The organism is Dyadobacter sp. 676, assembly GCF_040448675.1.
GTDB lineage: Bacteria > Bacteroidota > Bacteroidia > Cytophagales > Spirosomataceae > Dyadobacter.
Genome location: NZ_CP159289.1, coordinates 978,244 through 1,002,812 on the forward strand (window position 1 = coordinate 978,244; position 24,569 = coordinate 1,002,812).

At 52.6% G+C, this 24,569-nt stretch carries 14 protein-coding genes; 3 read left to right on the forward strand and 11 right to left on the reverse strand.

Translation table 11 applies throughout. The features are described from left to right. Window positions 1-155 precede the first annotated feature (155 nt). From ABV298_RS04495 to ABV298_RS04545, 11 genes are all read right to left on the reverse strand, one after another. The gene (locus ABV298_RS04495) at window positions 156-1,823 is read right to left on the reverse strand and encodes a RagB/SusD family nutrient uptake outer membrane protein (protein WP_353720992.1); all 1,668 of its coding nucleotides are present in this window, start codon (window positions 1,821-1,823) and stop codon (window positions 156-158) included. Between the two features lie 37 nt (window positions 1,824-1,860). Continuing rightward, entirely contained in the window at window positions 1,861-4,914 is a 3,054-nt protein-coding gene (locus tag ABV298_RS04500; RefSeq protein WP_353723137.1) for a TonB-dependent receptor, read from the reverse strand. Between the two features lie 569 nt (window positions 4,915-5,483). Further along, the gene (locus ABV298_RS04505; protein ID WP_353720993.1) at window positions 5,484-6,449 is read right to left on the reverse strand and encodes a DUF1735 domain-containing protein; all 966 of its coding nucleotides are present in this window, start codon (window positions 6,447-6,449) and stop codon (window positions 5,484-5,486) included. An 11-nt stretch (window positions 6,450-6,460) separates the two neighbouring features. Next, window positions 6,461-8,257, reverse strand: a complete 1,797-nt coding sequence (locus tag ABV298_RS04510) for a RagB/SusD family nutrient uptake outer membrane protein (protein WP_353720994.1) — start codon at window positions 8,255-8,257, stop codon at window positions 6,461-6,463. A 10-nt stretch (window positions 8,258-8,267) separates the two neighbouring features. Beyond that, on the reverse strand, window positions 8,268-10,094 hold the full coding sequence (locus ABV298_RS04515) for a hypothetical protein (protein ID WP_353720995.1): 1,827 nt from the start codon (window positions 10,092-10,094) through the stop codon (window positions 8,268-8,270). A 31-nt stretch (window positions 10,095-10,125) separates the two neighbouring features. Then, complete coding sequence (locus tag ABV298_RS04520) at window positions 10,126-11,430, reverse strand: carboxypeptidase regulatory-like domain-containing protein (protein WP_353720996.1); 1,305 nt, start codon at window positions 11,428-11,430, stop codon at window positions 10,126-10,128. A gap of 17 nt (window positions 11,431-11,447) precedes the next feature. Next, entirely contained in the window at window positions 11,448-13,295 is a 1,848-nt protein-coding gene (locus tag ABV298_RS04525) for a RagB/SusD family nutrient uptake outer membrane protein (protein ID WP_353720997.1), read from the reverse strand. 17 nt (window positions 13,296-13,312) lie between these two features. Then, window positions 13,313-16,855, reverse strand: coding sequence for a TonB-dependent receptor (locus tag ABV298_RS04530; RefSeq protein ID WP_353720998.1), 3,543 nt, complete (start codon window positions 16,853-16,855; stop codon window positions 13,313-13,315). Between the two features lie 151 nt (window positions 16,856-17,006). Beyond that, window positions 17,007-18,050 (reverse strand): FecR domain-containing protein, encoded by a 1,044-nt coding sequence (locus ABV298_RS04535; protein ID WP_353720999.1) that lies wholly within the window; start codon window positions 18,048-18,050, stop codon window positions 17,007-17,009. Window positions 18,051-18,159: 109 nt separating this feature from the next. Further along, the gene (locus tag ABV298_RS04540) at window positions 18,160-18,858 is read right to left on the reverse strand and encodes a sigma-70 family RNA polymerase sigma factor (RefSeq protein ID WP_353721000.1); all 699 of its coding nucleotides are present in this window, start codon (window positions 18,856-18,858) and stop codon (window positions 18,160-18,162) included. Window positions 18,859-19,003: 145 nt separating this feature from the next. After that, a complete protein-coding gene (locus tag ABV298_RS04545; RefSeq protein WP_353721001.1) occupies window positions 19,004-19,390 on the reverse strand; it encodes a hypothetical protein in 387 nt (128 codons plus the stop codon). A 273-nt stretch (window positions 19,391-19,663) separates the two neighbouring features. Here ABV298_RS04545 and ABV298_RS04550 point away from each other — a divergent pair, with 273 nt between their 5' ends. Genes ABV298_RS04550 through ABV298_RS04560 form a run of 3 tightly spaced genes read left to right on the forward strand, consistent with a single transcriptional unit; the run spans window position 19,664 to window position 24,308 of the window. Next, window positions 19,664-22,582, forward strand: coding sequence for a glycoside hydrolase family 9 protein (locus ABV298_RS04550; protein WP_353721002.1), 2,919 nt, complete (start codon window positions 19,664-19,666; stop codon window positions 22,580-22,582). A gap of 56 nt (window positions 22,583-22,638) precedes the next feature. Next, entirely contained in the window at window positions 22,639-23,262 is a 624-nt protein-coding gene (locus ABV298_RS04555; protein ID WP_353721003.1) for an RNA polymerase sigma-70 factor, read from the forward strand. A gap of 59 nt (window positions 23,263-23,321) precedes the next feature. Next, window positions 23,322-24,308 (forward strand): FecR domain-containing protein, encoded by a 987-nt coding sequence (locus ABV298_RS04560; RefSeq protein ID WP_353721004.1) that lies wholly within the window; start codon window positions 23,322-23,324, stop codon window positions 24,306-24,308. Window positions 24,309-24,569: the final 261 nt, after the last annotated feature.

The following is a 24,569-nucleotide window of genomic DNA, read 5'->3' on the forward strand; positions in this document are numbered from 1 at the left end:
CAGTCCAGCGTGCCCCTGCTCAATAACAGTCCTAATTTTTAACCGGATAATACCATTGATCCTCCGGTAAGATTTTTTACAAATGCCTCTCTTCCAAAACAAAAAAGGATGGCCGCACAAGGCAACCATCCTCTTCATTGGAATAGCGTGAGCCGTCAGTAGCCCGGGTTCTGCGGGAACACCGACTTCCCATCCGATGTTTTCGCGCTCCGGTCGATCTGAGTCTGAGGGATCGGTCTCAACACATGGTATGGCTGGATGTTAGACGCCTGCGGATTGTATTTTTTCACCCGCTCCACCAGCAGCCCCCAGCGCTTCAGGTCCAGCCAGCGTGTTTGTTCTCCCGCCAGTTCCCTTGCACGCTCCTCGATAATCGTTTCCATAGTGAGGTCTTTGCCCGCGATGAGCATTTTGTCCTTTTTTCCGGGCCAGCCTGCACGGTACCGTACGACATTCAATGCTTCGGCAGCACCCGCCTTATCGCCCGATTGCAGTAGTGCTTCCGCAAGCATCAGGTAAACATCCGCCAGACGTACCACATAGTAATCTCGGCTACCCGCTTCGTAGGTCATATCAGGGCGCTTGGAATCGAAGAACTTCTGTAATGTGGGGAATAATGCCTCCGTATATTTGCTGGGTACGAGCACCTGATAAGGCTTCTTGGCGCGTTCCTCCTTGCTCATTTCGTAGCCTGGAATAAAGATTGTCGTATCGCCGGCGGCAAAAGTTACTTTCGTTTTGGAGTCATCGAATGACGCCGCATTATAAGTTCCCGGATTGTTGGAAAGCCAGGTGTCGCGGAACGTCTTTTTATAGCGCGAGTCGTTGGTACGATCGGCAAACACGGTGTTGAGCAGGTACTCGGTCGGTCTGAGACGCTTGAACGGGCGGCCCCAATAGGTATCGCGCTTCATGCCCGGCTGCACATCATACTGCATTCCGAAATACAGGTGCAGGCTGTTACCAGTCCCGTTGGTCAGAGGATCGGTAGTGTATTGCACGGCGAACACGACTTCGGAGTGGTTCTGGTTGTTTTCGTCAAAAACCGCCGAGAAATCGTCGAGTAGTTTGTAGCCATATTTGGTCGAAACCTCCTTTAACAGATCAGCGGCTTTGGTAAAATCATCCGGCGATTTTTCGGTCGAATATCCCTTTGCCAAATACACTTTTGCCAGCAGGGCCTGCGCATGCGGCTTGGTAGCGCGACCGTAGTCGCTCGACTGTGCTTTGGGTTCAAGGTCGGTTACCGCGTCGCTAAGGTCTTTGATGATCGCAGCGTACATTTCAGCATCGGTTGCCCGCTTGGTTTCCTTGGTTGGAACCAAAGTTTCAGTCAGGCGAAGGTCTACGCCGCCGTACTGCTGATGCAGGATATAATAATAATGTCCACGCAGAAATTTGGCCTCTGCAACGCGTAATTTTTTAACATTATCGGCAATGCCCGTTACATTCGGGGCCCGGTCGATAACGGCGTTACAGGTGTTGATCCCTTTATACAGTTCATCCCAGGTTGTGGCCAGGTAATCGACGGTCGGGTTCAGCTGGCCGTCGTAAAAATGGAAACCTTTGTAGCCTCCATCCGCACCGGTTGCGTAGATGTCGGTGCCATATTCTGTCATGGTGAGGCCCTGCTGGGTTGCATAGTAAAAGCGGAGTGACGAGTAAGCTGCCCTTACCCCATCTTCAAACCCCTTGGCGGTATTCAGATAGTCATTGCCGACGCCCGAGACAATTTTTTCGTCCAGCACATCTTTACATCCCTGCCCAGCCAACATCAAAGCGACCATACCGCATACCACAATTGATTTTCTTATATTTTTCATTTATCAGTATCTTTTAAAAAATTTCAAAACCTGGTCGTCAGAACTTCGCGTTCACGCCTAATGTAATCACCATCGTCGCAGGGGTCACACCGGTGCCACCGGCTGCGAGGCCGGTAGTTTCAGGGTCAACGCCGTTGTATTTGCTACGGTACTTGGCCCAGATGAATGGCTGCTGAATGCTTGAATACAAGCGCAGCGATTCCATTCCTAACTTTTTCGACAATTCGGGTGTGAATGTGTATCCTACGTTCACGTTTCTTAACTTCACAAACGTTCCGTCGAAATAAGTAAGCGTGCTGCCATACACTGGAAACTCTTGGTTGCTTTTCGGGCGGGGAAATTCGTTGGTCGGATTGTTGGGCGTCCAGTAATCTACTTTCATTTGCTGGTAACGGCCTGCCAACGCATTGTTGTTGCGGTGGAACTCGCTACGGATCAGGTTACCTACGCGTGCAAAGAAGAAGAACGAAAGATCAAATCCCTTGAAATTGAAACGGTTGGTGATCCCGGCGCTGAAATCGGGCACATCGGAACCGATAATCTCCCGGTCGGATGCATTGATTTTCCCGTCGCCGTTGATATCCTTGATCTTGATCTGGCCCACTTCACTGGCGAACGACTTCGCAGCATCGGCCTCATTGGTTTGCCAGATGCCTATTTTTCTGTAATCGTATACCGTACTGAGCGGGCGGCCGATGAACCAGCCGTTACCTATGTCGTCCACCTTGCCATTATAAAGGGACAAGATCGCCTCGGTATTTTTGGTGAATGTGAAATCGGTAGTCCATTTGAAACCGCCCGAAGAGTTAATATTATTGGTAGTTACACTCAACTCGATACCGCGGTTGCGGGTCTCGCCCACGTTGCGGGTAACCGCAGCGTAACCGATAGATCCCGGCAACTGATCAGACAACAGCAATGCAGTGGTATTGGTTTGATAAAACTCCAACGAGCCCTGAACCTTTCCGCGGATAAAGCTGAAATCGAGGCCGACGTTGGCGGTAGCGGATGATTCCCATCGCAAATCCGGGTTTCCTATCCTATCCGGACGGTACCCATACGCCGGCGTCGTATTCCATGCATAGCTGGTGCGGCCCAGGAAAGCCTGCGTCTGGTACGGGGCCAGACCGGTGTTTCCTACTTTACCCCATCCTGCGCGGATTTTAAGCAAATCGATCCAGCTTACGCTTTTGAGGAAATCCTCGTTACCCAAGTTCCAACCAACTGCAATACCCGGAAAGTTACCATACTTGCTGTTTTCACCGAAACGGCTCGAACCATCGCGGCGCATGGTTAACGTCACCAGATATTTGTCATTGTAATCGTAATTCACACGGCCCATGAAAGAGTTGATCTGCCATGGAATGTAGCCGCTTGTGGGAGAAAATATAGTCGTTGCGGCTCCGAGATTGTAAAACGATTGTGTCTCCACTGGAACCCCTTGAACGCTCGCACTAAAAATTTCTGCGCGATCTTTCTGGAACGAATGTAGTAATGTCACATTCAAATTATGCTTTCCCCCGAAGGTCTTACTATAATTGATAATATTCTCCAGAGTCCAGTTGAAGGCGAACCCTTGCAACACTTTTGCCTGGGAATCTCCTCCTTTTCGAGCGTTCGTTTGTGAGCCGATAAACCGTCCATAACGGCTGAGGGTAAAATCAGGACCAAAGTTAACACGGTATTTTAACCCGGGCAGAATACTGAACTCTGTGTAAAGGCTATTGAATATACGGTAGCGTTTGAGCTCGGCAACCTGCGCGCCGGGAACCAGTTCCGCAAGCGGGTTGGTCAGCAACGCATCATTGGTAGGTGAGAAAATCAGCTTGCCATTGTCGTCATAAGGAACGGCCAGCGGATTTTGGTTAATCGTCATTCCGTAAGTGTTCAGAGAGTCACCATTGCGGATGCTGTTCATCATATACGACGACAAACCTACTTTCAACCACTTGTTGACCTGATGATCGATATTTGAACGGAGCGACAAGCGGGTGAAATTGGCCTCCTTCACTACACCTTTGTCACGGAAAAAGCCGCCCGAAATATAGAACTGCGTCCGATCGCTTCCTCCCTGGACGCCCACCGAGTGGTTCTGCATTACCCCCGTGCTGATCACCAGGTCCTGCCAGTCGGTGCTGGTGCCGTTGGCGATACCTTTTGCCACGTTCGGGTCACCGCCGAGTACCGCCACTTTCGCATCCGCTTCGGCATTGATCACGCCGGTCGGGATCGGATTGCCCGCAGCATCCTTGTAGCCGCCGGTAGCACGGTAAGCCTCGCGCACGAACTCCGCAAATTCGGGCCCGCTGAACAGCTTCACTTTGTCGAGTGCTTTGGAAAAACCTACATACCCGTCGTAGCTGACGGTCGTTTTGCCTTTCTGGCCGCCACGCTTGGTGGTGACGATCACCACCCCGTTCGCCCCGCGTGAACCATAGATCGCAGTGGCGGTGGCGTCTTTCAAAACCTCCATCGACTGGATGTCGTTGGGGTTCATATCCTCATAACCTCCCGCCAGCGGGATACCGTCGACTACATATAAGGGATCATTACCTGCATTGAACGAACGACGGCCACGGATCAGGATCTTCGGCACCGTTCCCGGCTTGGAGCCCGACTGCGTCACGTCCACCCCCGCGGCACGTCCCTGCAACGCCTGCCCCAGGTTGGTAATGGGCATTTCATTGATTTCTTTGGAACCAACCGACGAAATCGCGCCGGTCAGCTGACTTTTCTTTTGCGTACCATAACCTACGACCACAACCTCCGTCAATATTTTCTGGTCGCTGGCGAGCGCAATGTCGATCACACTTTTGTTACCAACAGCCACTTCCTGCGTTGTGAAACCCACTGCTGAAAACACCAGAACCGCGTTGTCATCCGGCACGCTTAGCTTGAAGGAACCCTCTGCGTCGGTATTCGTACCTGTTTTGCTTCCTTTCAACACTACCGAAACGCCGGGAATCGGTTGGTTATCCTCAACGGAGATTACCTTTCCCGAAACCGTCCTGTCGATAACCCTGATGGCCGGATTTGTAGGCCTTGTTGCGAAAGCCTGCCCTGTAAAACCCGTCATCACCGCACCGGCCATTGCCCAACGCATCATACAATGGCCAATACTTGTAAAGTTTCTTTTCATACGCATTGATTGTTTAACCATTAATAGTTCACCATAAACTGTCCATTCTGACGATCACTTGATAGATCCCCCCTTACAAATAGTTATATTTTTTCTTTTAATAGTTACAAATAGACACAGAGTTACTTAGCACAGATTTGTAACCAACCTGTAAAAAACATTTTATCCGGAAAGAGGCTTAGGGACGAAGGGCATTATCGACTTCTCTCACAGGCTTATTTGAACAATTCCAATAAGCCTATTTATTGTACTTAAAATACAATTCGGAAATCATTCGGAGGATAGAAATTCGGGGAGAGAATTGAAAACGATCGACGAAGTTTATTTATGCAATCGTTATCGGGAACGTTGCCAAAGTAGGCTCGTTTCGATATTTTATTATAAAATATTTACACAAAGCAATACAAAAATGCCATATCCGCCGGGTGCGTTTTACATAAATATTGCACTTAACCAATATTTTGTAAAATAATAACCCAGCAGACATGGCTGTCTGGATGTTGATGAAGGCTAATCTGACACTATTTGTAGTTGTCAGGATTCTCGTCCTGCCATTCGTTTACACCGTCGCGAATGCGGTTGCGGAATGTGAGCGTGTCCTGCGCATACGAGACCGTACCGTCCTCGTTTTCATACTTATAACTCAAAAACAACTTGCGGTCCTGCAACAGCTTCGAGCGGTTGAAAGTACTGCTGCCGTCGGGTTTTACGTCGATGGCGGAACCGTCGGCCCTGCTGATTTTTATATTGCTCCCTTCGAGTGTGATTTTAAACGAGCCTTCCTGGTCGCTGATCTTGTTCGTCACAAGGGCGTCGGGTGCTACGGTTTTAAGTTTGACAATCTTCGCCTCGGGAGAAGGTATGGTGGTGTAGTACTTCACGGTTTTTACGATCTTGCCGGTTGCGTCTTTTACGGTCGTTACACCACCGTGCCAGTAGTTTCCGAAAAGCATGTTCTCGTATTTGAGCGCCACCACGGCCGAACGTTTCGCACCAAGTACCGAATCGGCATCGGCGGAGGTGATATAGAAAGGAATGGCATACTCAGGGCGGATCGTGGCCGCATCTTTCAGGAACCTTGCGGAATCGGCCCGGATTACCACCGACCCCATGTGCGAACCGGCCTTGATCACCATTTTCGAATTGTCGGAGATCGTAAAGTAGTCGGCAGGCATTGGTTTCAGCGTGTCCACGTCCGCAATAGCCTCCTGGATATAGCCCGCACCGGCTTTCATCGCCGCCAGGACGTCGCCGTTCACGAGCGCCGGGTCCATACGGAAGTTTACGACACGGTCCTGGCGGTTTTCGCGTACACCGGCCAGCGCCGCGCCGACTTCTATTTTCATCCCCTCGCCCACCACGAATGTGCGTACGTTGGTCTGGTACATAAAATACACCGAAGTGTAGTCGAAATCCTTGATATAATCGTCATAACAGGCGCTCAGGGCCATAGTCAGCCCGAGGGCTGCCGCAATTCTTTTTTTCATTACATTCATATTTATTTCCAGGCTTGCCAGCCGTCGTTCTGGGCCAGATTACTCATTCTCAATATTTCGTCATAAGGGATTGGCAGGAATGCGGACGCATACGAGCGCTGCTCCACTACTTCGTCGAGTTTGTATTGGAAAGTACCGTCCGCATTGCGGGTGATCTTTGCCATTCTGACGGGCTTGTTCAGGTCGTTCAAGTTGGTCGTCCAGCGGCGCAGGTCGAAAAACCGCGTTCCTTCGAAGCAGGTTTCGAGGCGCCTTTCGTTTTTGATGAACCCGTCGAATGCAAGTTTCCCTTTCGACGCGATTTCGGCCAGGTAAGGGTCCGTCAGAAAGCCTTTGCCGCCGTCGGTATTGTCTTTCCTGCGCAAGTATTCCATCGCCTCCTTTGCCGTCATGCCGTATTTGCCGCCATCCGGCCCTTCCACCTGGTTGACCGCCTCCGCGAATGCGAGCAGCATATGCTCCCATCGGATAAAGAATTTCGAATGCGGCTGCCGGTTAATGGAGTTGTCGGACCAGTTGAGTCCCATGAATACCATTTTTTTGATATGGTAATTGGTCCGGCTGTTCACTGCGGGCCCGGCCGCGTCTTTCGCGTTCTGCCAGTTTTCGAAGGTGTACATCACCTTATCCGAATTGATTTTCACCGCTTTGGAATTATTGTGAAAGATGGTTGCGTAAAAGCGCGGGTCGCGGTTGGCGTAGGGATTGGCGGGGTCGTATTTGCTGCGCGGGTCGGTAATCGGATAGCCGTTTTTCATGGGAAATGCATCCACCAGGTCCTGCGTGGCCCCTACCGAGCCGGTTCCCTGGAATCCACCGGGATAGAACATCCGCTCCATGGCATCGTTGGCATTGTTGTAGCGCGACGCCCAGACGATGCCCGGGAAGTTCGGATCGAACCAGTTCACAGCCTTTACCGGGTTAAAGCCGTTCGTTACAGCGTCCGTTTTCATCTTGAAATCGATCACTTCCTTCGCATTCCGTGCGGCGAGGTCCCAGCGCGTCATGTCGTTCGACGGGTTGAAACGCGGACTGGCCCACGTCAGGTACACCATCGCTTTGATGGCACGGGTCGTAATCCCGTCCATGCGCCCCCAGTAGCGGCCGCCCGCGTAAGCACGGTCGTTCACATTCGTTACCAGAAAATCGCGGTGGGCGATCGGCAGGTATTTATAGGCCGAATCGCAGTCGGCGATGATCTGCCGCACGCAGTCGTCGTAGGTGTTGCGTGCGAGATTGGTTTCCGCCTTGATATCGACAGGCTCGAGTACGATCGGGAAGCCAAGCAGCTGGCCGTTGGCCGTCCCGCCGAATTTTTGAAGCAAATCCCACTGAAACCACGCCCGTAAAGCATAGGCTTCGCCCTGCAAACGGTTCTTAACCAGGCTATCCAGATGCGTATCCACCAGGAAGCGGGTGTTGTAGCCGCGGCGGTCCTTGAGAAACAGGTTCAGGAGATAGATCGAGCGGTAATCCCTGTCCCAATAGGTCCTGAACGGGTCCTGGCTGGTCGTGAGCGCACCCACGGCGAAGCGGTTCAATGCGTGGGTAGTGCTGGTAATGACCACGTCGTCGGTTGCACCGTCGAGATAGACGCCCTCGTTGTCGTTGTAATTACGCGTCATGTTGTCGTAGCATTGCCCTACGAGCCCCTGCACCATGTCCTGGTATTTCCAGATATCATCGGTGGTGCGGTTACCGTTCGGATAAGGTTCCAGGTAGTCGACGCAGGATGTGCATGCGAATGCGGCAACGGCGAGCGGCAGGATATTCTTGATATAAAATGATTTCAAATGCATAGCTCTGGCTTTAAAATGTCAGTTTAACCCCTCCTGAAAATGTGCGGAACAGCGGGTAAGAAGTTATCCCCGAATTGACAGACTCCGGATCGACCTCCCGTATCTTCGAGAATGTGAGCACATTGGCCCCGCGCACATACACGCGAAAGCCACGCGCAGCGATGATATTGCCCAGGCGGACGGGCACGTTGTAAGCCAGTTCCACATTCTGTATTTTGAAGAACCCGCCGTCACGCAACCAGAAATCGGATGCAACGAAGTTGTTATTGACCTTGTAATAGGTAAGCCGCGGATATTGTCCGCCGATGTTTTCCTTTACAAAATCGGAGTAGTTGTTATCCCCCCAGCCGTTCCAGAAGTACTTGTTCGTGAAAGGGATCTTGTAAAATGCCCGGCCGTTCCCGATCACCGTCAGTTCGAGGTTACGGAACGCGAGTTTCAGGTTCAATGCGTAAATCAATCGCGGCGAGCCATACCCGATCTGCGCCTGGTCGTTGTCGTCGACGATACCGTCGCCGTTGCGGTCGAGGTATTTCAGGTCGCCTGCTTTGAGTTCTTCATCGTAGATCTGCGGCACTATGCCGGTTTCGGCGTCCGTCGCGAACTTCCCGGTGTAAGTCTGGCCCCATAGCGCGTCCACCGGCCTGCCGACGCGCGACTGATAACCGAAGCGGTAGCTGGGCTCGTCCCATTTCAGGATTTTGCTGTTCTGCACCGTCGCGTTACCTCCCGCCGAGAACCGGATGTCGCCGATGCGGTCGGTGTACTGTAACGCCATTTCCAGCCCGTAATACCTGGTTTTGTTATAGTTATACCAGGGACGCGAACCGGATATGCCCACTACGAGCGGGACGGTATTGGCAAGCTGCGAAATAATCCCGTCGCGCACATTATTGTAATAATTGACCTCCGCCGACAGCCGGCGTTTCAGGAACAATCCATCGATCCCGATATTGAACTCTTTCCTTTTCTCCCAGGTCAGATCGGGGTTGCCGATGCGGCTCGGCGTGGTGCGGTACACCGAGTTGTCGGTATTACTCCCGAACCACTGGCCTGTCGAATACGGCCCGAATGCAGTGCCGGACGAGTTGACGCCCCAGCGATCGAGGTAATAGAAGGGCGCCAGAAAGGACTCATAGCCCAGGATTCCGCCCTCGGCCCTGATTTTGAGATAATCGATGCCTTTCAAAGCTTTGAAAAAACCTTCTTCCGAAATCACCCAGCTAAGACCGGCGGCCGGAAACAGGGCGTAGCGTTTGCCTTTATCGAAACTGTACGTGCCCGCGTAATTCAGCATCCCCTGGAACACATAGCGGTCTTTAAACGAATACACACCGTTGAACACCGCATTCTGCTGGCGTTGAGGCTCCTCGATGCCGTTCCGTGTCGATTTGCCGATATAATAGGTAAGCCCCGCCTGAATGCTGTGTACATTCCAGCTTTTTTCATAGCTAAGGTTTTCATATACCACAAACCGTTGCGAGTAGTAATCGTGGAGTTTCGCCTGCCCGGCCATATCCACGCCGTCGTGCACCTTGGAGAGCCTGATCGTATCCAGGCCGGCGTCGGTTTTGCCCGGCGTCGCGATGTAGGCGATGTAATCCTCCGCTTTGCCGATCCGGATGCTGTTGAAGAGGTTAAAACCGGCGTAGGTAGTCGATTTGAGGCCGGGTACCAGTTCTTTGAGGTCGTATTCGAATGTAATATTGGACGCTCCCGTACGGCCTGTTTCGGTGTAATAGCCGTTGTGCATGAGGTTACCGATGGGGTTGGTCTTGTAATTGGAACTCACCGCATACCAGGGCGCCACCTTGTTATCCCCAAATGCAGCGTACACCGGAAATGCGATCGGCGGCGTATTGGTGATGTCATTGATAACCGTGTTGAATTCGACAAGGTCGAGCGCGGTATTGGTATTGCCGTCGTCGCTCGTGAAGTTGGAATTGTAGCCGTAATTCGGCGAGCGGCGCAGGGTAAGCCCCCCCGAAAAAGTCGAACTTGACCTTGATCAGCGGGTTTATTTTAATATCTACATTGGACCGCACATTTATGCGGTTGTAATCCGATTTGGCACCGATCCTGTAAATATCCCCTTCGCCATTATAGCCCAGGTACGCATTGTACTGAACCGTTTCGTTTCCACCGGTCGAAGAAAGGTTGACGCGTGTAAAAGGCTTCGTGTTTTTCAGCATCAGCCTGCGGAAATCCACACTGGGCCGGTAGAGGTCATAAGGGTCATTCCGGGCATATTCCGCAATGTCGTTCTCATTGTAAAGCGGCGACAGCGAACTGTTCGCCCGGGCCTGGTTGTTGAGCTGCGCATATTCCGCGCCCGACGCCCACCCGGGGAACCGGTCTACCACGCTCACGCCCTGTTCGGCATTCACGCTCATTACCCGCTCGTTGACCTTGCCGCGTTTTGTTTTAATGTAAATAATGCCGTCGGCACCTCTCGGACCGAGCATTGCCTTTCCTACAATGTCCTTGATGATCGTCACCGACTCGATTTCCTGGGGGTCGACGGGCATTTCGGTAATGTCGGTCGGGATATCGTCGATGATAAAAATCGGGTTGCGACCCCGCGTTGCGATACCGATCTTTTCCGTGATCCGGAAGTTACCTATTTCTTCTTCAGCGACCAGGCCGGGCGAGCCGTCCCGTTCCACAACTTCGAGGCCGTTCACCAGGCCGGCAAAGGCATTGCGCAGATCGTTGGTTGGGTATTTTTCAAGATCCGCGGTTTTCAGGGTCACATAACTGCCCGTCGCCAGCCGTTTGGGGATGTTCATAAAAGGCATGGGTATGGCGTCGTCCGGCGTTGCAAAGAGTTTGGCCTTTTTGAGTTCGACGACGCCGTCGGTTACGATATCTCCTACCAGCGAGACCGATTTGCTGTATCCATAAGATGAGACAGTTACAAAATCCTCCGGCAATGCCTCGAAATTAAAATCACCGTTTTCATTCGTTTCCGCGTGTATCTGGCCTTCGCCTACTACAATCGAAGCGTTGGGTATGGGATTCCCGTTTTCGTCGGTCACTTTCAGGCTTACGTTCACCGGCTTCTGTTTTTTGACCGGCTTGTCCTGGGCCACGGCACCGCCGCCGCACAGCAGGCAGAGCATTATCGTCCCGATAACCACCTGCCCTATATAATGCATTGTCTTGTTGATCATGGGTTTGAGCGTTAGGGTTACCAGACTTCGTTGGGGACGAAATTTTTCATTTTGTACATATCCTCCGTGTTGAAAGGCAGGTAGTACATTGCTTCCTTCCAGCGTGTCTGGCGATCGGCAGAGAGGGGCATGCGGGTGTATTTAAAGCCGGTGGGATAAACCGGGCTCACCGGCACCTTCTCCACGTCCATACGATAAAGCGTGCCGCCCATTACTTTCGGAGCGTCTTTCCAGCGACGGATGTCATGGTAATAATGGCCGCCTTCGAAGCACAGCTCGATAGTCCGCTCGTTTTTAATGCGTTCGCGGAGCTTATCCTTCGAGGTCGTGTACGCCTGCAATACATTGGGCATCCCCGCGCGCGCGCGAATGCGGTTGAGCGCCTGCAGGGCAGTCATGGACGCACCTGGGGCCGTGCCGTTCGGGCCGTAGGCTTCGTTGGCGGCCTCCGCGTAATTCAGGTACAATTCGCCCAGGCGGATCAGCGGATCGGTATATTGCGGTGTGGTTTTGTTATTGACGCTCTGTTCGCCCCAGGTTTTACGCTCGTAGTAGCCCGTGCGCGTAATGCCCGCGTAAGACTGGTCCAGAAGCTGCCCGTAAACCGCCGCGCCGTCTTTGATTTCGTAGTAAATTTTAGCATTACCATAACCCGGCACCGGTGCTGTATTGTAGATAATATCAATGTAAAAACGCGGGTCGCGGTCTTTGTAGGGATCCTGCTCATTGTAATGCCCGGCAGTGGCGGCGGCCTGGCGGTCGGCGGGGGTGTTCAGGGGTTCTCCCCACTTGGTTTCGAACTTGTCGACCGTATTCTGCGTAGGGCATTCACCCGACCAGCCGGTTTTGCCCCCTCCGAAAACCCCGTTCATCTGGCCGTTCAAATCGGCCGAGTTATACGCTTTGGTACCGGCATACCACGCCCAAAGCTGCTCGTTGGAATAGGTTGTTCCAATGTAATTTTTCTTGTAGTCGGCCAGCGGAAGCAATTCGTAACCGTACCTTTCCGCGAGCTGGATAGCCTCCCAATTCGCTTTGGCGGCCGCTTCCCAATCGGCGATACCCTGCTCGTTGTTCAAGGGGCTGGCCGCATAAAGTAATGCCCTCGCCTTGAATGCCTTCGCGGCCACGCCGGTAGGACGTTTTTGCTCCGGGTTATTCAAATGCCCCGTTACGCCCGGCCCAGGGTCGCGGCGCATAAGATCGGCCTGTTCGAAATACGAGGCGGCGGTATCCATGTCCATCGCAATGCGGATCAGCGTTTCGCGTTTCGACAGCCGCGGGATGTCCCACTCGTCGTCCTGCCCGATTACCCGGTTAATGTAAGGCATCGGTCCCCACAACCTGAAAAGCTCGAAATGCGCGAAGGCCCGGATGAAATGCGCCTGACCTTTGAAATCGTTGATATCCACCGGGCTCGCGTCTTTGAGCATTCCGATGTTTTTCAGCGACATATTACATTTCCGGATGATCGAAAACATAGCTCCCAGAATAGGCCGCCGGGCCGGGTCGTAAGTCATTTTATTGATAATCGCCGAAATCTGGCCGCTTTTGATCACCTGGGCATCCATCACACGGCCCATGTCGCTCATGTCGGTGAGCGATTCCATCGTGTATTTCTGGTCCCAGAAATCGAAATACAGCGAATAGCCAGTCTTGATATTGTAGGCACGCCAGGTTGTCCCGTCCAACTTGTTGCCCTCGTAAATACCGTCGAAGAACTTTTTGAAATTTTCGTATTTAGAAAAAACATCGGCTTCGGTGAGCCCCGATTCTGGGGCTTTGTCGAGATAGTCTTCCACGCATGAGCCGAGAAGCAAAATCAACAGCGCCGGCACACACAGTAGCGTAATTAATCTTTTCATCATCAGTTGGGTTAGGATTAAAATGCAGCCCTGATGGCAAACTTTACAGTAGTCATTTGCGGGTAAAAGCCCTGGTTGAAATCTTTCCGCTCCGGATCGCCTTCGATAAGCTTCGTGAATGTCCAGAGGTTGTTGCCTGTCACGAAAAACACGAGGTTGGACGTCCCGATGACGCGTCGGAGAAATTTGGAATTGAATGTGTAGGACGCGTACACTTCTCTCAATCGCAGGTAATTGGAGTTTCGCCAGAAGCGGTTCTCGATCATGATATCGAAGCCCCTGTCGGCCTCGCCGCCACCCCAGAAAAGGTTATCGGTGCTGCCCCCGCCCGAATAATGCAAGGTGGCATGGTTGGCATTCGGGTTGGTGGGCGTCCAGTAGTCGAGCTGCGACGCATGTACACGCCAGTCGCCTTTGATAAACTCCACTTCGTAGGGCTGGTTGAATTCGACATACTTGCCCACATTGCCCTGGAACATAAAATTGAAATCGAACCGCTTGAACGAGAAGCCCGCCGAAAACGAATAGGTGATCGGCGGATAATCTGAGCCGGGGATCGGGTATTTGTCCAGATTGGTCACTTTCCCGTCTCCGTTGTAATCGAGGAACTTGTAATCGCCTACATTCAGCTTCTGCAAATCGATGGCCGATACATTGTTATGGATATCGTCCACCGAGGTGTAGTACCCGGTTCCCGTCAGTTCTACCCCGCTCAGTTGCGCGCCCAGCGGTTTTCCGGCCGCTTTCTGGTAATCGAAAGCGTAGGGAAGGTCGTCCTTGAAAAGAATCCGGTTTTCGTTGAACCCGAAAATCCCTTTGACGAAATAATTGAGCCCCGAGCCGGTATTGTTCCGATATTCCGCTTCCAGCTCGATCCCGTGCTTTTTAAGGCGGCCAAGGTTCAGTTCCTTGAATGAGTTCCCGACCAGCATGGTCACGCTACGGGGGTCGAGCAGCATTTTCTTGCGGTGCTCGTCGAAAAGGTCGACACCGAAAGTAAAGGTATCGTTCCACAAGCCGAGCTCGATACCGAAGTCGCGTTTCCGCGCCTCTTCCCATTGCGAAACGAGGTTCGGGCCGAGGTCTTCGTGGATATATCCGGCATTATCTTTAAAGTAATCGCTCAGGTAGAGCCAGCGGTTACCCGCAATGTCGCTCCCCACCTTGCCGTCGGAATACCGCAGTTTCAGCTTGCTGATCCAGGGAATACGGTCTTTGAAAAACCGTTCTTCCGAAACCACCCATCCGATGGCGCCGGAAGGGAAGAAACCGTAGCGCTTGCCGGGGGCAAAACGTTCGGAACCGGTGTAGCCTACGTTCACTTCCAAAAGGTATTTGCCGGAATAATCGTAAGTGGCACGGCTTACCAGCCCCTGGTTGTAATAGGGGAAGTCGGTAGTTTTGTCCTTCTGCTGGCGGTTCACCAGCACCAGTCCCGTCACATTATGTTTTCCAAACGCCCGGTTATAGCTGGCCGAGAGTTCGTAGTAGAAGTCCTTGTAATAATCATTTTCCAGTTCACCGACGTTGATATCGAGCGGCGGCAGCTGGTATACCTCATTGCCCTGGCCGGCACGGAACCAGGGATTTTCCTCGGTCCCGATCTTGTCATAATTTAGCTGATATTCGGGGAAAGAATAGCTGGCGGTAAGCGAACGGTTGCGGTAATAGGTGCTCATGGATACCTTTCCTTTGACCGAGAGTCCTTTTGTAATGGCGTCCAGCTTCTGGTCCAGGATGAGGTCGGTAAATAGCTTCGAATCCAGGTACCGGTTGAACGATCCCTGGTTCATGGAGGTATAAGGGTTGCCGGTGAACTCGCCGAAATTCATGGCCAGGCGGTCGCCCCGGTCATTCGGGTAATCCGGATCGGGCACCTGTTCGAGCACCCAGGCCGGGAAATACGCCGGGTAGCGCGACGGCCCGGTAGAATACAAATTCCGCCAGGGCGTACTGCTGGGCTGGTTTTTGATACCGGTTTCTCCACCGACGTTGAGCGACAGCGTAGTGTTACGCGTCAGGTTGAAGTCGATGTTCGTACGGTAGTTGAAACGGTTGTACCAGTAACGGGTATCGTCGTAGCCTTTGTGATAGGCCTTGAAAAAATCGCCCTGGTAGGCATAACCCAGCGACGCGAAGTATTTGATGAAATTCGTTCCGCCCGAGACATTAAAATTGGCATTCGCATTGGTGGCGAACGGCTTGGTCATGATATCGAACCAGTTTACATCCGGGTAGCGCAGGCTGTTCAGAGGCGTCGAGGGGTTCTTGTATTCATTTAATGCATATTGCGGAATGAGATCGGTAAACTGCTGGCCGTTCATCAGCGCCAGGTTGTACATCGACATCGTTTGATACGAACTGATATGGTCCGGGATCCGCGTTGCCTTAGCCAGGCCGTAGGAGCCCGTGAAATCCAGCTTCGGTTTCCCGATCGTGCCGCGTTTGGTAGTTACGATAATGACCCCGTTTGCCCCCTTCGCCCCGAAAACAGCCGTAGCGGAGGCATCTTTCAGCACCGAAATCGTCGCGATCTCGTTCGGGTCCATATCCCGGAAATCCCGTTCCACACCGTCGACCATCACCAGCGGCTGAGAACCGTTCCAGCTCGAAAGCCCGCGGATAACAATCTCCGAATGGTCGCTGCCCGGTTCACCGCTTTGCTGCATGGTGAGCACGCCCGAGAGCTTGCCCGAAAGCGCGTTCGTCACGTTGGACGTACCCGAGCGCATAAGCGCCTTATTGTCCACCTGGGCGATCGCCCCTACGACACTCTCCTTACGCTGCGTTCCGTAACCGACTACCACTACTTCTTCCAATGCCTTGTTTTCCGGTACCAGTTTCACGTCCAGTACCCGGCGCCCAGCCACCTGTATCTCCTGCGAAATGTAGCCTATATAGCTGAATACCAATACCGAAGCATTGTTGGTGACCGTAATCTTGTAATTCCCTTCGGTGTCTGTCGAAAGCCCGTTGAGCGTACCCTTTTCCACCACATTTACGCCCGGCAGTCCGAGCCCGTTCTCGTCTTTCACCACACCGGTAACAGTCACCGCCAGGGACGCGATGGCGTTGTCCATCACTTCACGAAGCCGCCGGGCATGATAGGCTTCGGCCGAACGGCTGAACATCCCCGCCCTGCCGGCTGGCGACGCCCTCAACACCGAAGAACCACTCAGGACCTCGGTAACGGCCTGCTTTTTGGCGTTGGAAACATAAATGGTCTCGTTAACCCTGCTGAAACTCAGGCTCGTTTCCTTCGAAATATGCCTCAGCAGCTTTCCCACGCTTGCCTGGGGGAAATTCAGGTCGACCTTTTTATCCCGTACGAGCTTTTCGTCGTATTGGAAATTAAAGTTGGTTTTGTCGTTGATTACCACAAAGGCATCTTCCAGCGGCACGTCGTGCAGATCAATGGAAATATAGATTTTCTCAATGCTTTGCTCCTGCGCCTTACCATCCGAAGCCGACAGCAAACCCGCGAAAATGCATTGCAAAACCGTCCCGATAACCGCATACCTAGACATCGCTACAATTTGTCGTAGTAGTTTATATTGCATATTTTTGATCGTTTTGAATTTCACGTTCATGACACGTGGCTTTCGCCGTTCCTGATCGAGCGCCAACTCTTAGCACGGGAAAGTCACACGGACCGGTAATCAGCGATGGTTACCGGTTCTTTTTTAGCTGCTGTCGGATCGCATGGGCTGTTTATTGAAGGTTTACAATGTTGTCGCGGATCTTGTACGAAAACCGGTTGGGATAACTCATCACGCCAAGAATATAATCGAGGGGTTTGTCCTGGAACTTCCCGCTGAACCGCCAGTGGGTATCCATCCTGACACCCGGTGCGATCTCGAACTTCACGCCATACCAGCGTTCGAGTTTGATGATGGATGATTTGAAATCCGCTTTCTGGAAGTAAAGCATGCCGTCCTTCCAGCCGATCTGCTCCTTTTCGTCGTAGGTACTGACGATGAGCTCGCCGGCTTCCTGCTGGAATGTCGCCATTTCGCTTTTCGTGAGGAAAACGCAGGCATTCTGGTCCACGGAGCCGATTTTGGCATTCACTTTCACTTTTCCTTCGACCACCGCCACCTGCACCGCCTTGTTTTCGGGATAGGCGCGGATATTGAACGAGGTACCGAGCACTTTGGTGGTCACATCGCCGGTTTTGATTACAAACGGGGCCTTTTCGTTGCGTTTCACGTCAAAAAACGCCTCTCCGGTTAGGCTTACCTTCCGGATATTTTGCTCAAAAGTTTCGGGATAGGAAATAGTAGATCCCGCGTTGAGCGTCACGCGGGTGCCGTCGGGCAGCACGAGTTTCAGTTGCTGGCCGTTGGCGGACTTGTGCTCCACTGGCACATACGCGGAAGCCGGGACGTTGCCTCCGGCCAAATATCGGTTCGCGAGGAAGAATGTGCCCGCAACCACACACGCGGCTGCGAGAAGTTTGAAAACCCGGCCAAAATCGATGTGGTGCCGCTGTGGCTTCCCGGTTTCGGACAGGGTCGATTCGAGCCGTTTCCATTGCTGGTCGATGTCGTAGGCGGGAACGGCCTTCCCCTCAAAACGGAGGGCATGGACAATTTTCCCGGCTTTTTCGATTTCGGGGTGGCGGGAAGGATTGGCCAGCAGCCATTTTTCCCACAGATGGTCATTTTCGGGGGCGGTGCCGTTGAGCCACGCACGGAAATCGTCGTCGAGAACGAAGTCCTTGTAGCCGAACCGGTCGTATTTCTGCGCTTCCAATAGGATTATATTTATTCTTTACTTTGATAAAGCCAGAATAAATGCGAAGTGACCCTCGATCAGTTAATTTTTTATAAAAAATTTTACATTTTTTTCTAATACCTTCTAATTAGCCCTGAACAAAACCACTAATAACTTCTACACCCTCTCCTAATGCCGAGCCGGAAACCAGCAGCGAAAAGTAAACGCCCAGCACGAACGGCACGTCCCTGCCCTGCGGAGCGAGTTCTTCGTTCAATGCGTCGAGCGCCTTGTAAATGAGTTTATAGACCGCCCGGGTGGAGATATTCATGATCGACGCGATTTCTCCAAACGACTGGTCATCATAGAACCGCAAATACAACGCTTCTTTTTGCCGGGCCGGAAGGTTCCTTATCGCGTTCTGAAGAGCCAGCACGTTCTCTTTCATCGTCTGATCACGGATCATTTGGGTTTCAACCGACAACTCGACGTGGAAAATCGCGTCGTCGTCGAGGGCAATGGTGAGCGGGCTCGTCTTGACCCTTTTCAAAATCAGCCTCCGAAGCGACGCCAGCAGGTAGTTTCGGATCGAATCGGAGTTTCCCAGGAATGCTTTACGCTCCCAGATGTTCATAAAAAGGATCTGGATGCAGTCTTTCACTTCCTCGTCATCCTTGTTAAACCGCAGCCCATAGTTCAGCAGCGAAGGATAATATAGCCTGAATATCTGTTCGAACGCCTCGCCGCTTCCTGCCCGCAACATATTCCAGAGCGGCATTTCGGCATTAGCCGCATTGGGCCGGTGCGGTTTCCGGCATTCGTCAGTGAGGTTGGTACGCACTTCCATGATCGCTGAGTTGGCTAAGTTAGGTCCCGGAGAAGTCATCGCGGATGTAACTTCACGATGATTTTTAGGTGACGCAGAAAATCCGGGTCACCCTTAAAAAAGTCAAGATTTTTCAGGAAATAATAAAATCGATGTCGGAGTGGGCTCAGGAATTGCCCAGCATAAAGTAAAACATGAAAAGCAGAAATGTTACCGACACGAGGATCAGGATGATATTGCCGGCCGACAGTCCGGTGCTCCGGCCATCGCGCGGGGCTTTCCGGGCATCGCGGTCCCCCATAATGTCGAGCGAGCTCATAATCCGGCCCCATATCGAATTGACTTCCTGATTTGTCAGGTTATCGGGACGCCAGTCGGAAGCGATCAGCACCAGCTCGCGTGCTTTGGCGACCGTATCTTTCTGTGCGGGGTATTTGAGTATCCAGTTTTCCCAAAATGAGCGGATGGGCGGATCATCCGGAAACCGTACCCATCTTATGAAGAGGTTTTCCATTGCCAACTCCTCAGCCGATAACTCTGAAAACGGTTTCATTTAGTATTTAGCAGATTGATTTTATGGCTTATCAGACTTTAATCCGGATTTGACGTATTACCGGTATTATATGTTTGTTAAGCTTTGCAGGTAAAAAAGGATGTGTTTCCGGGTTTATACTCGCCTTCCACGCGGCAAGGTAATTATTTACAAGAAACCCATCCTGTACTGTGGGGTATACCGAATCGCCGGATTTCCAGATTATTTCGGGCGGGGAGCATATATACCTTCCCTTGTAATTGTCTTGCATCAAACCAACCGGATGTTAAGACGATGAAAGGATTATATTTTATGGCCCTCTGGCTGTGCTGTTTGCCTGGATGGCTGATGGCCCAGGACAAGACGCTGTGGGACGGAGAAATGGCGGATCCGGCTTCCTGTAACAAAGCATATGGCAGCATTGTATCCGGCCCCGATGCCTACGCGGGAAATTATTGTTTCCGCGCGGAACCTGATAATTCTCACGCTCCCCGGATCGGGTTTAATTGCAGCGGCATGTGGCGGGCCGACATTTCCGATTTCGACGAGCTTCGTTTTTTTATCAAGTCAAATCAGGCCGGTCAAACCACCTCCGTCCGGTTCACCACCTATTTCGCCCAGAGCAACTGGATCGATATCGATTCGTATATCGTTGGCGGTAGGCCGCTTTCGACGACTTACCAGGAAGTAAGGATACCGCTCAGCCTACTGAAAACACCCGCCTTCGACCTCAGTTCGGTGGAATATTTGGAATTCGGCAAGTCGTCGGTACCTCAGCTGGCATTCTTTATCGACAACATTTCGGTAGCGGACCTGACCAAACCCGAAATTTCCTTCCAACCGTTGTCCGACCGGGTCATGATGCTGAAAATCAGCGAAAAAATCGACACTGCCGAATGCCGCAAAATCGCGCATTATGCGCTCACCAGCGAAACCGACGTCCATTACCAGGGTGCGCTTAACCCTGCACGCGTGGGTCTGCATTATTATGTAAGCAGCCTTAAACCTTCGTCGGGAAGCCCTGTTGTCTCCGTCGAGCTCTTTCTGATATTCGATCAGCCTCTCGCGGAAGGCCAGTCGTACACCTTGTCCGTACAGGGCATTCAGGACCCCTCGGGCAACGGCACGTCCCTTGACACGGCCTTTGTTTTTTCTGATAAGGAAATTTACGGCAATGTAAAAGCCAACCAGATCGGCTATCTCCCCGACGGCCCCAAGCTGGGAAAGCTCGGTAATTTCCTGGGCGATCAATGGGCCATGCCGCTGGACACGATCGATCCGCCGGCGTTTCAGGTAGTCGCCGCTTCCGGCCAGATTGTTTGGAATCAGAAAGGCAAGTTTCTTAAAGCCGATTCCGCTTTCAGCGGTGAATGGGTGGTGGACCTGGATTTTTCGGCATTCAACACACCGGGAGAGTATTATCTGTACGTTCCGGGCTACGGACGGTCCGAGACGTTTCAGATCTCCGGCCAGGTTTACCATGATGCTTATTACCACACGGGCCGGGCTTTATATTACCAGCGTACCGGTCAACTCGAACAACCCTATGCCGGCGATTGGACCCGCGGAGCACTTCCGGCGACCACGGCGGAGATTCACGCGTCGCATTTGTCATCTCCCCTGTACAGTCCCACCGATTTCCCGCCCGGCACTACGCTCCCGATGACTAACGGCTGGTTCGACGCAGGAGATTACGGGCGTTATGTCCCCACTGCGGCAAGCGCGCTGTTCATCCTGTTTACGGCGTATGAGCTCTACCCGCAAAAATTCCCCGACAACCATCTCCAGATTCCCGAAAGCGGCAATGGGATACCCGACCTGATCGACGAGTTGAAATATGAGACCGACTGGCTCCTGCAAATGCAGGCCCCTGATGGTGGGGTTTATTTCCGCGTAACGCCTGCGACCTGGTCGAGCGGCCTGCCGGAAGACGAAAAAAATACACTTTTGATCTCCGAAAAAACAACCCAGGCAACAGCCATGTTCGCAGCCGCAATGGCAATGGCGTACCGGAATTTTAAGAACTTCTATCCGGCCTACGCGGGCACCTGCCTGGATATGGCCAAAAAGGCATGGCTGTTCCTAAACGATCACCAGGACCCCTCGGCGCCGGTAAATGTACCGGGAATCTCGGCGGGCCCTTACCCCGACCCGGAGGACAAGGACAACAGGGCCTGGGCTGCCGCAGAGCTGTACAAAACCACCGGAGAAACGATTTACCACCAGGACTTTCTGGATTGGTACAGCAAAATCCCGCACGAATTCTCGGCTACCATGAGCTGGCAGAAACACACCCTGAAAGCGATATGGGCATACGCTACCACCCAATATCCTGTTGTCCAGGCGCATATCGACGAATTCAAAACGAAACTGAATACAGAGCTTCTGGCCGACTATGAAAAACGCACGATGCAAATACACGCCTACCACGGCGCCTACCACCCGTTCAAAGAGTTTATAGGGTACGGAAGTTTCGGTATGGCACAGAGCTACGCGTTCGACTGCATTATGTTCAGTCACCTGCTTAACAAACCGGAACTACTGGATCTTGCGAAAATCCAGCTCGATATTCCGCTCGGTAACAATCCGCTTTCAATGACATTTATCACCGGACTGGGTAAACGAAGCCCGCGACATCCGCTTCACTGGTCGACTGTTCCGGGCAAGTTCGCCGAACCGGTGCCGGGTGTGCCCGTTTTCGGGCCGGCGGCTTCGCTGGTCATGAACAGGCCTTCCAGCTTTGCCATCCAGGACCCGGCCAACCGCTATCCCGCCGGACTGAAGAAATCGGACCCCTATCCTGTCCTGCGCCGTTATACCGATGCCCGCGAGGCAGTGGAAATGTCGGAATTTACTGTTCAGGAGATCGCGGTAACCATGGCCGCATTTGCATTTTTCGGCGCTCCGGCCAATCCGGCGCCGCCGCAGACCCGGATTCCGGCGGCGGCGTGCGAGCAGAAGACGGACCTGCGTGTGGCACATCCTGCGCGGGGATTGTATGAGCTTACCCTAATCACCGCGGGAAGCGAACCCGCCCCGCCGTATCGTGCCGAGCTGTTCAATCTTCACGGCCGGGTGGTGCGCCGCACGGGCCTGCGCGCCGGAACCCCGGTGCCGCTGGACGTTTCTTCGCTAACGGCCGGGATTTACATTCTGAAAATCCGTAACGGCAGGAGCGAGCCCGTTATAAGCCGCAGGATAATGGTATATTAATGATCGGGTTTGTTTGAAAGCGACTGATATTGAGGAATTTTCAAATTTGAATACATTTGCAAAAAACACACTATAATACGTTCATCTTGCAAAGGTATTCGCATCTCACGGAAGAAGAGCTCCTGTCGCTATTGACAGAAGGCGACAGGCTGGCATTCCAACAGCTGTACATTGCTCACTACCGCTCGATTTTCAGCCACGCATTAAAATTCACCAAATCAACCGACCTTGCGGAGGACATCACTCAGGACGTATTCCTCAAAATCTGGGAAAGCAAAGAAATGCTGGGCGGCGTCCGGCATTTCAGAAGCTATTTGCTGGCCGTCTGTAAAAATATGACCCTCAACCTGCTCGCAAGAGCGTCGCGGGAGGCGAGTATCATGGATCAGATCGTTTACGGCGCAAAACAGTTCCACCGTGATTCCGAAACCCAATTGGAACAGCAGGAATATGAAAAGTTGCTTCATGAGGCTATCGAGCAGCTCCCTCCCCAACGCAGGGTGATATTCAGGCTCTGCAAAATCGACGGGAAAAGTTACGAAGAAGTAGCAACCCGGATGGGCATCAGCACCGGCACCGTCAACGACCACATTGTAAAAGGCACCCGCGCCGTGAAGGAATACCTGCGCCGACACAATATTACCCTCCTGAGACTGATTTTCATGGCCCTGCTCAAATAAATGGGAACCGGAGCATATGACGCGGCGCCCCCGACTGTCTTATGGTAAACGACAAACGCATGAAGCAAGTCCAGGCTATCAATCTGATGCGCCGGTTTATCGACGATCAATGTACCGCGGAGGAGGTCACGAAGCTGATCGCCCTGATGGCATTCGAGAAACACCGGGAGGAGTACGGCAGGCTCATCGACGAAGCGATCGCCGGCGAAAAAGTGGAGCCTGTGGCCATCCCCGACGAGGTGGTCCGGCAGCGCTTTCGGCATCTGGAAGAAAGGCTCGGGTTACGGGACAGGCGACGCTGGCGGGAAAAGGCACTTTGGCGGTATTATTTAGCCGCAGCCGCAATAGCGGGGATCATCCTGGCAGTGGCGTGGGGCGCGTATCATTTCTCCGCTTTTTCTGCCCGGCACTACGCAACGGGGTTCGGGGAAATAAGGAAGATAGACCTGCCCGACGGCTCGGTGGTGACGCTGAATGGCAACTCGACCATCGATTATCTCCCCATGGCCGGTGCCGAAAGGGCACGAACGGTTGAGTTGCGCGGAGAAGCGTTCTTCCGGGTCAGGAAAACATCCGACCATCGGAAATTCCGGGTCGTGATGCCGGGTGCTGGAGCGATCGAAGTTTTAGGCACCGAATTCACTGTCCGCCACCGTCCGAATGGCTCGCGGGTGGTGCTCCGTTCGGGCAGTATCCGGCTTACCACTGCAGGAGAATCTCTTTCTGGCGTAGTTATGAAGCCGGGCGAGCTGATCGACATTACGCCCGGTGCTTCGGTCGCCGGGCGGAAAAAAGTTGATCCGTCGGCATATGACCAATGGACTACCGGTAAACTGGTTTTTGAAAACACCCCTCTTCGCGAGATAGTGAATATGCTCAGGGATACTTACGGGCTCGATGTGGTAATCGATCCGCAGTTGCTCGATAAGCGACTCTCCGGCACGGCTCCGGCACGCGATCCGGATACCCTTCTTGAAGCCCTCTCCGGTTCTTTCGGTCTGCGGATCGACCGCAAACAGAACAAAGTATTTATAACCGCAAATTAAACGGCGGGTCAGTTTGCTCGACATTTTCCCCTGTTCAAAGCTTTACGGCTTACAGTATTTTATTGACCAATATCTAACATCTATGAAAACAAACTTACGGTGGATGTGGATCGCCTGTCTTGTCCCGTTCATAGAACCCGGGCCTGTCGCCGGACGTACCGTCGGCAGAATTTGCGTGTGGCATGCCCGGGCACACGAAACGCCCAAGCCGCTGCGGCTCGCTCTGTCCGAGCTCGAAAAGCGCTTCAACGTGTCGATCAT

Coding starts and splice junctions, on each gene's coding strand:
- ABV298_RS04530 (WP_353720998.1), bottom strand. CDS start 16,855: ATGCAATATAAACTACTACGACAAATTGTAGCGATGTCTAGGTATGCG.
- ABV298_RS04545 (WP_353721001.1), bottom strand. CDS start 19,390: ATGAAACCGTTTTCAGAGTTATCGGCTGAGGAGTTGGCAATGGAAAAC.
- ABV298_RS04525 (WP_353720997.1), bottom strand. CDS start 13,295: ATGAAAAGATTAATTACGCTACTGTGTGTGCCGGCGCTGTTGATTTTG.
- ABV298_RS04495 (WP_353720992.1), bottom strand. CDS start 1,823: ATGAAAAATATAAGAAAATCAATTGTGGTATGCGGTATGGTCGCTTTG.
- ABV298_RS04505 (WP_353720993.1), bottom strand. CDS start 6,449: ATGAAAAAAAGAATTGCGGCAGCCCTCGGGCTGACTATGGCCCTGAGC.
- ABV298_RS04550 (WP_353721002.1), top strand. CDS start 19,664: ATGAAAGGATTATATTTTATGGCCCTCTGGCTGTGCTGTTTGCCTGGA.
- ABV298_RS04500 (WP_353723137.1), bottom strand. CDS start 4,914: ATGGCCGGTGCGGTGATGACGGGTTTTACAGGGCAGGCTTTCGCAACA.
- ABV298_RS04540 (WP_353721000.1), bottom strand. CDS start 18,858: ATGGAAGTGCGTACCAACCTCACTGACGAATGCCGGAAACCGCACCGG.
- ABV298_RS04520 (WP_353720996.1), bottom strand. CDS start 11,430: ATGATCAACAAGACAATGCATTATATAGGGCAGGTGGTTATCGGGACG.
- ABV298_RS04560 (WP_353721004.1), top strand. CDS start 23,322: ATGAAGCAAGTCCAGGCTATCAATCTGATGCGCCGGTTTATCGACGAT.
- ABV298_RS04510 (WP_353720994.1), bottom strand. CDS start 8,257: ATGCATTTGAAATCATTTTATATCAAGAATATCCTGCCGCTCGCCGTT.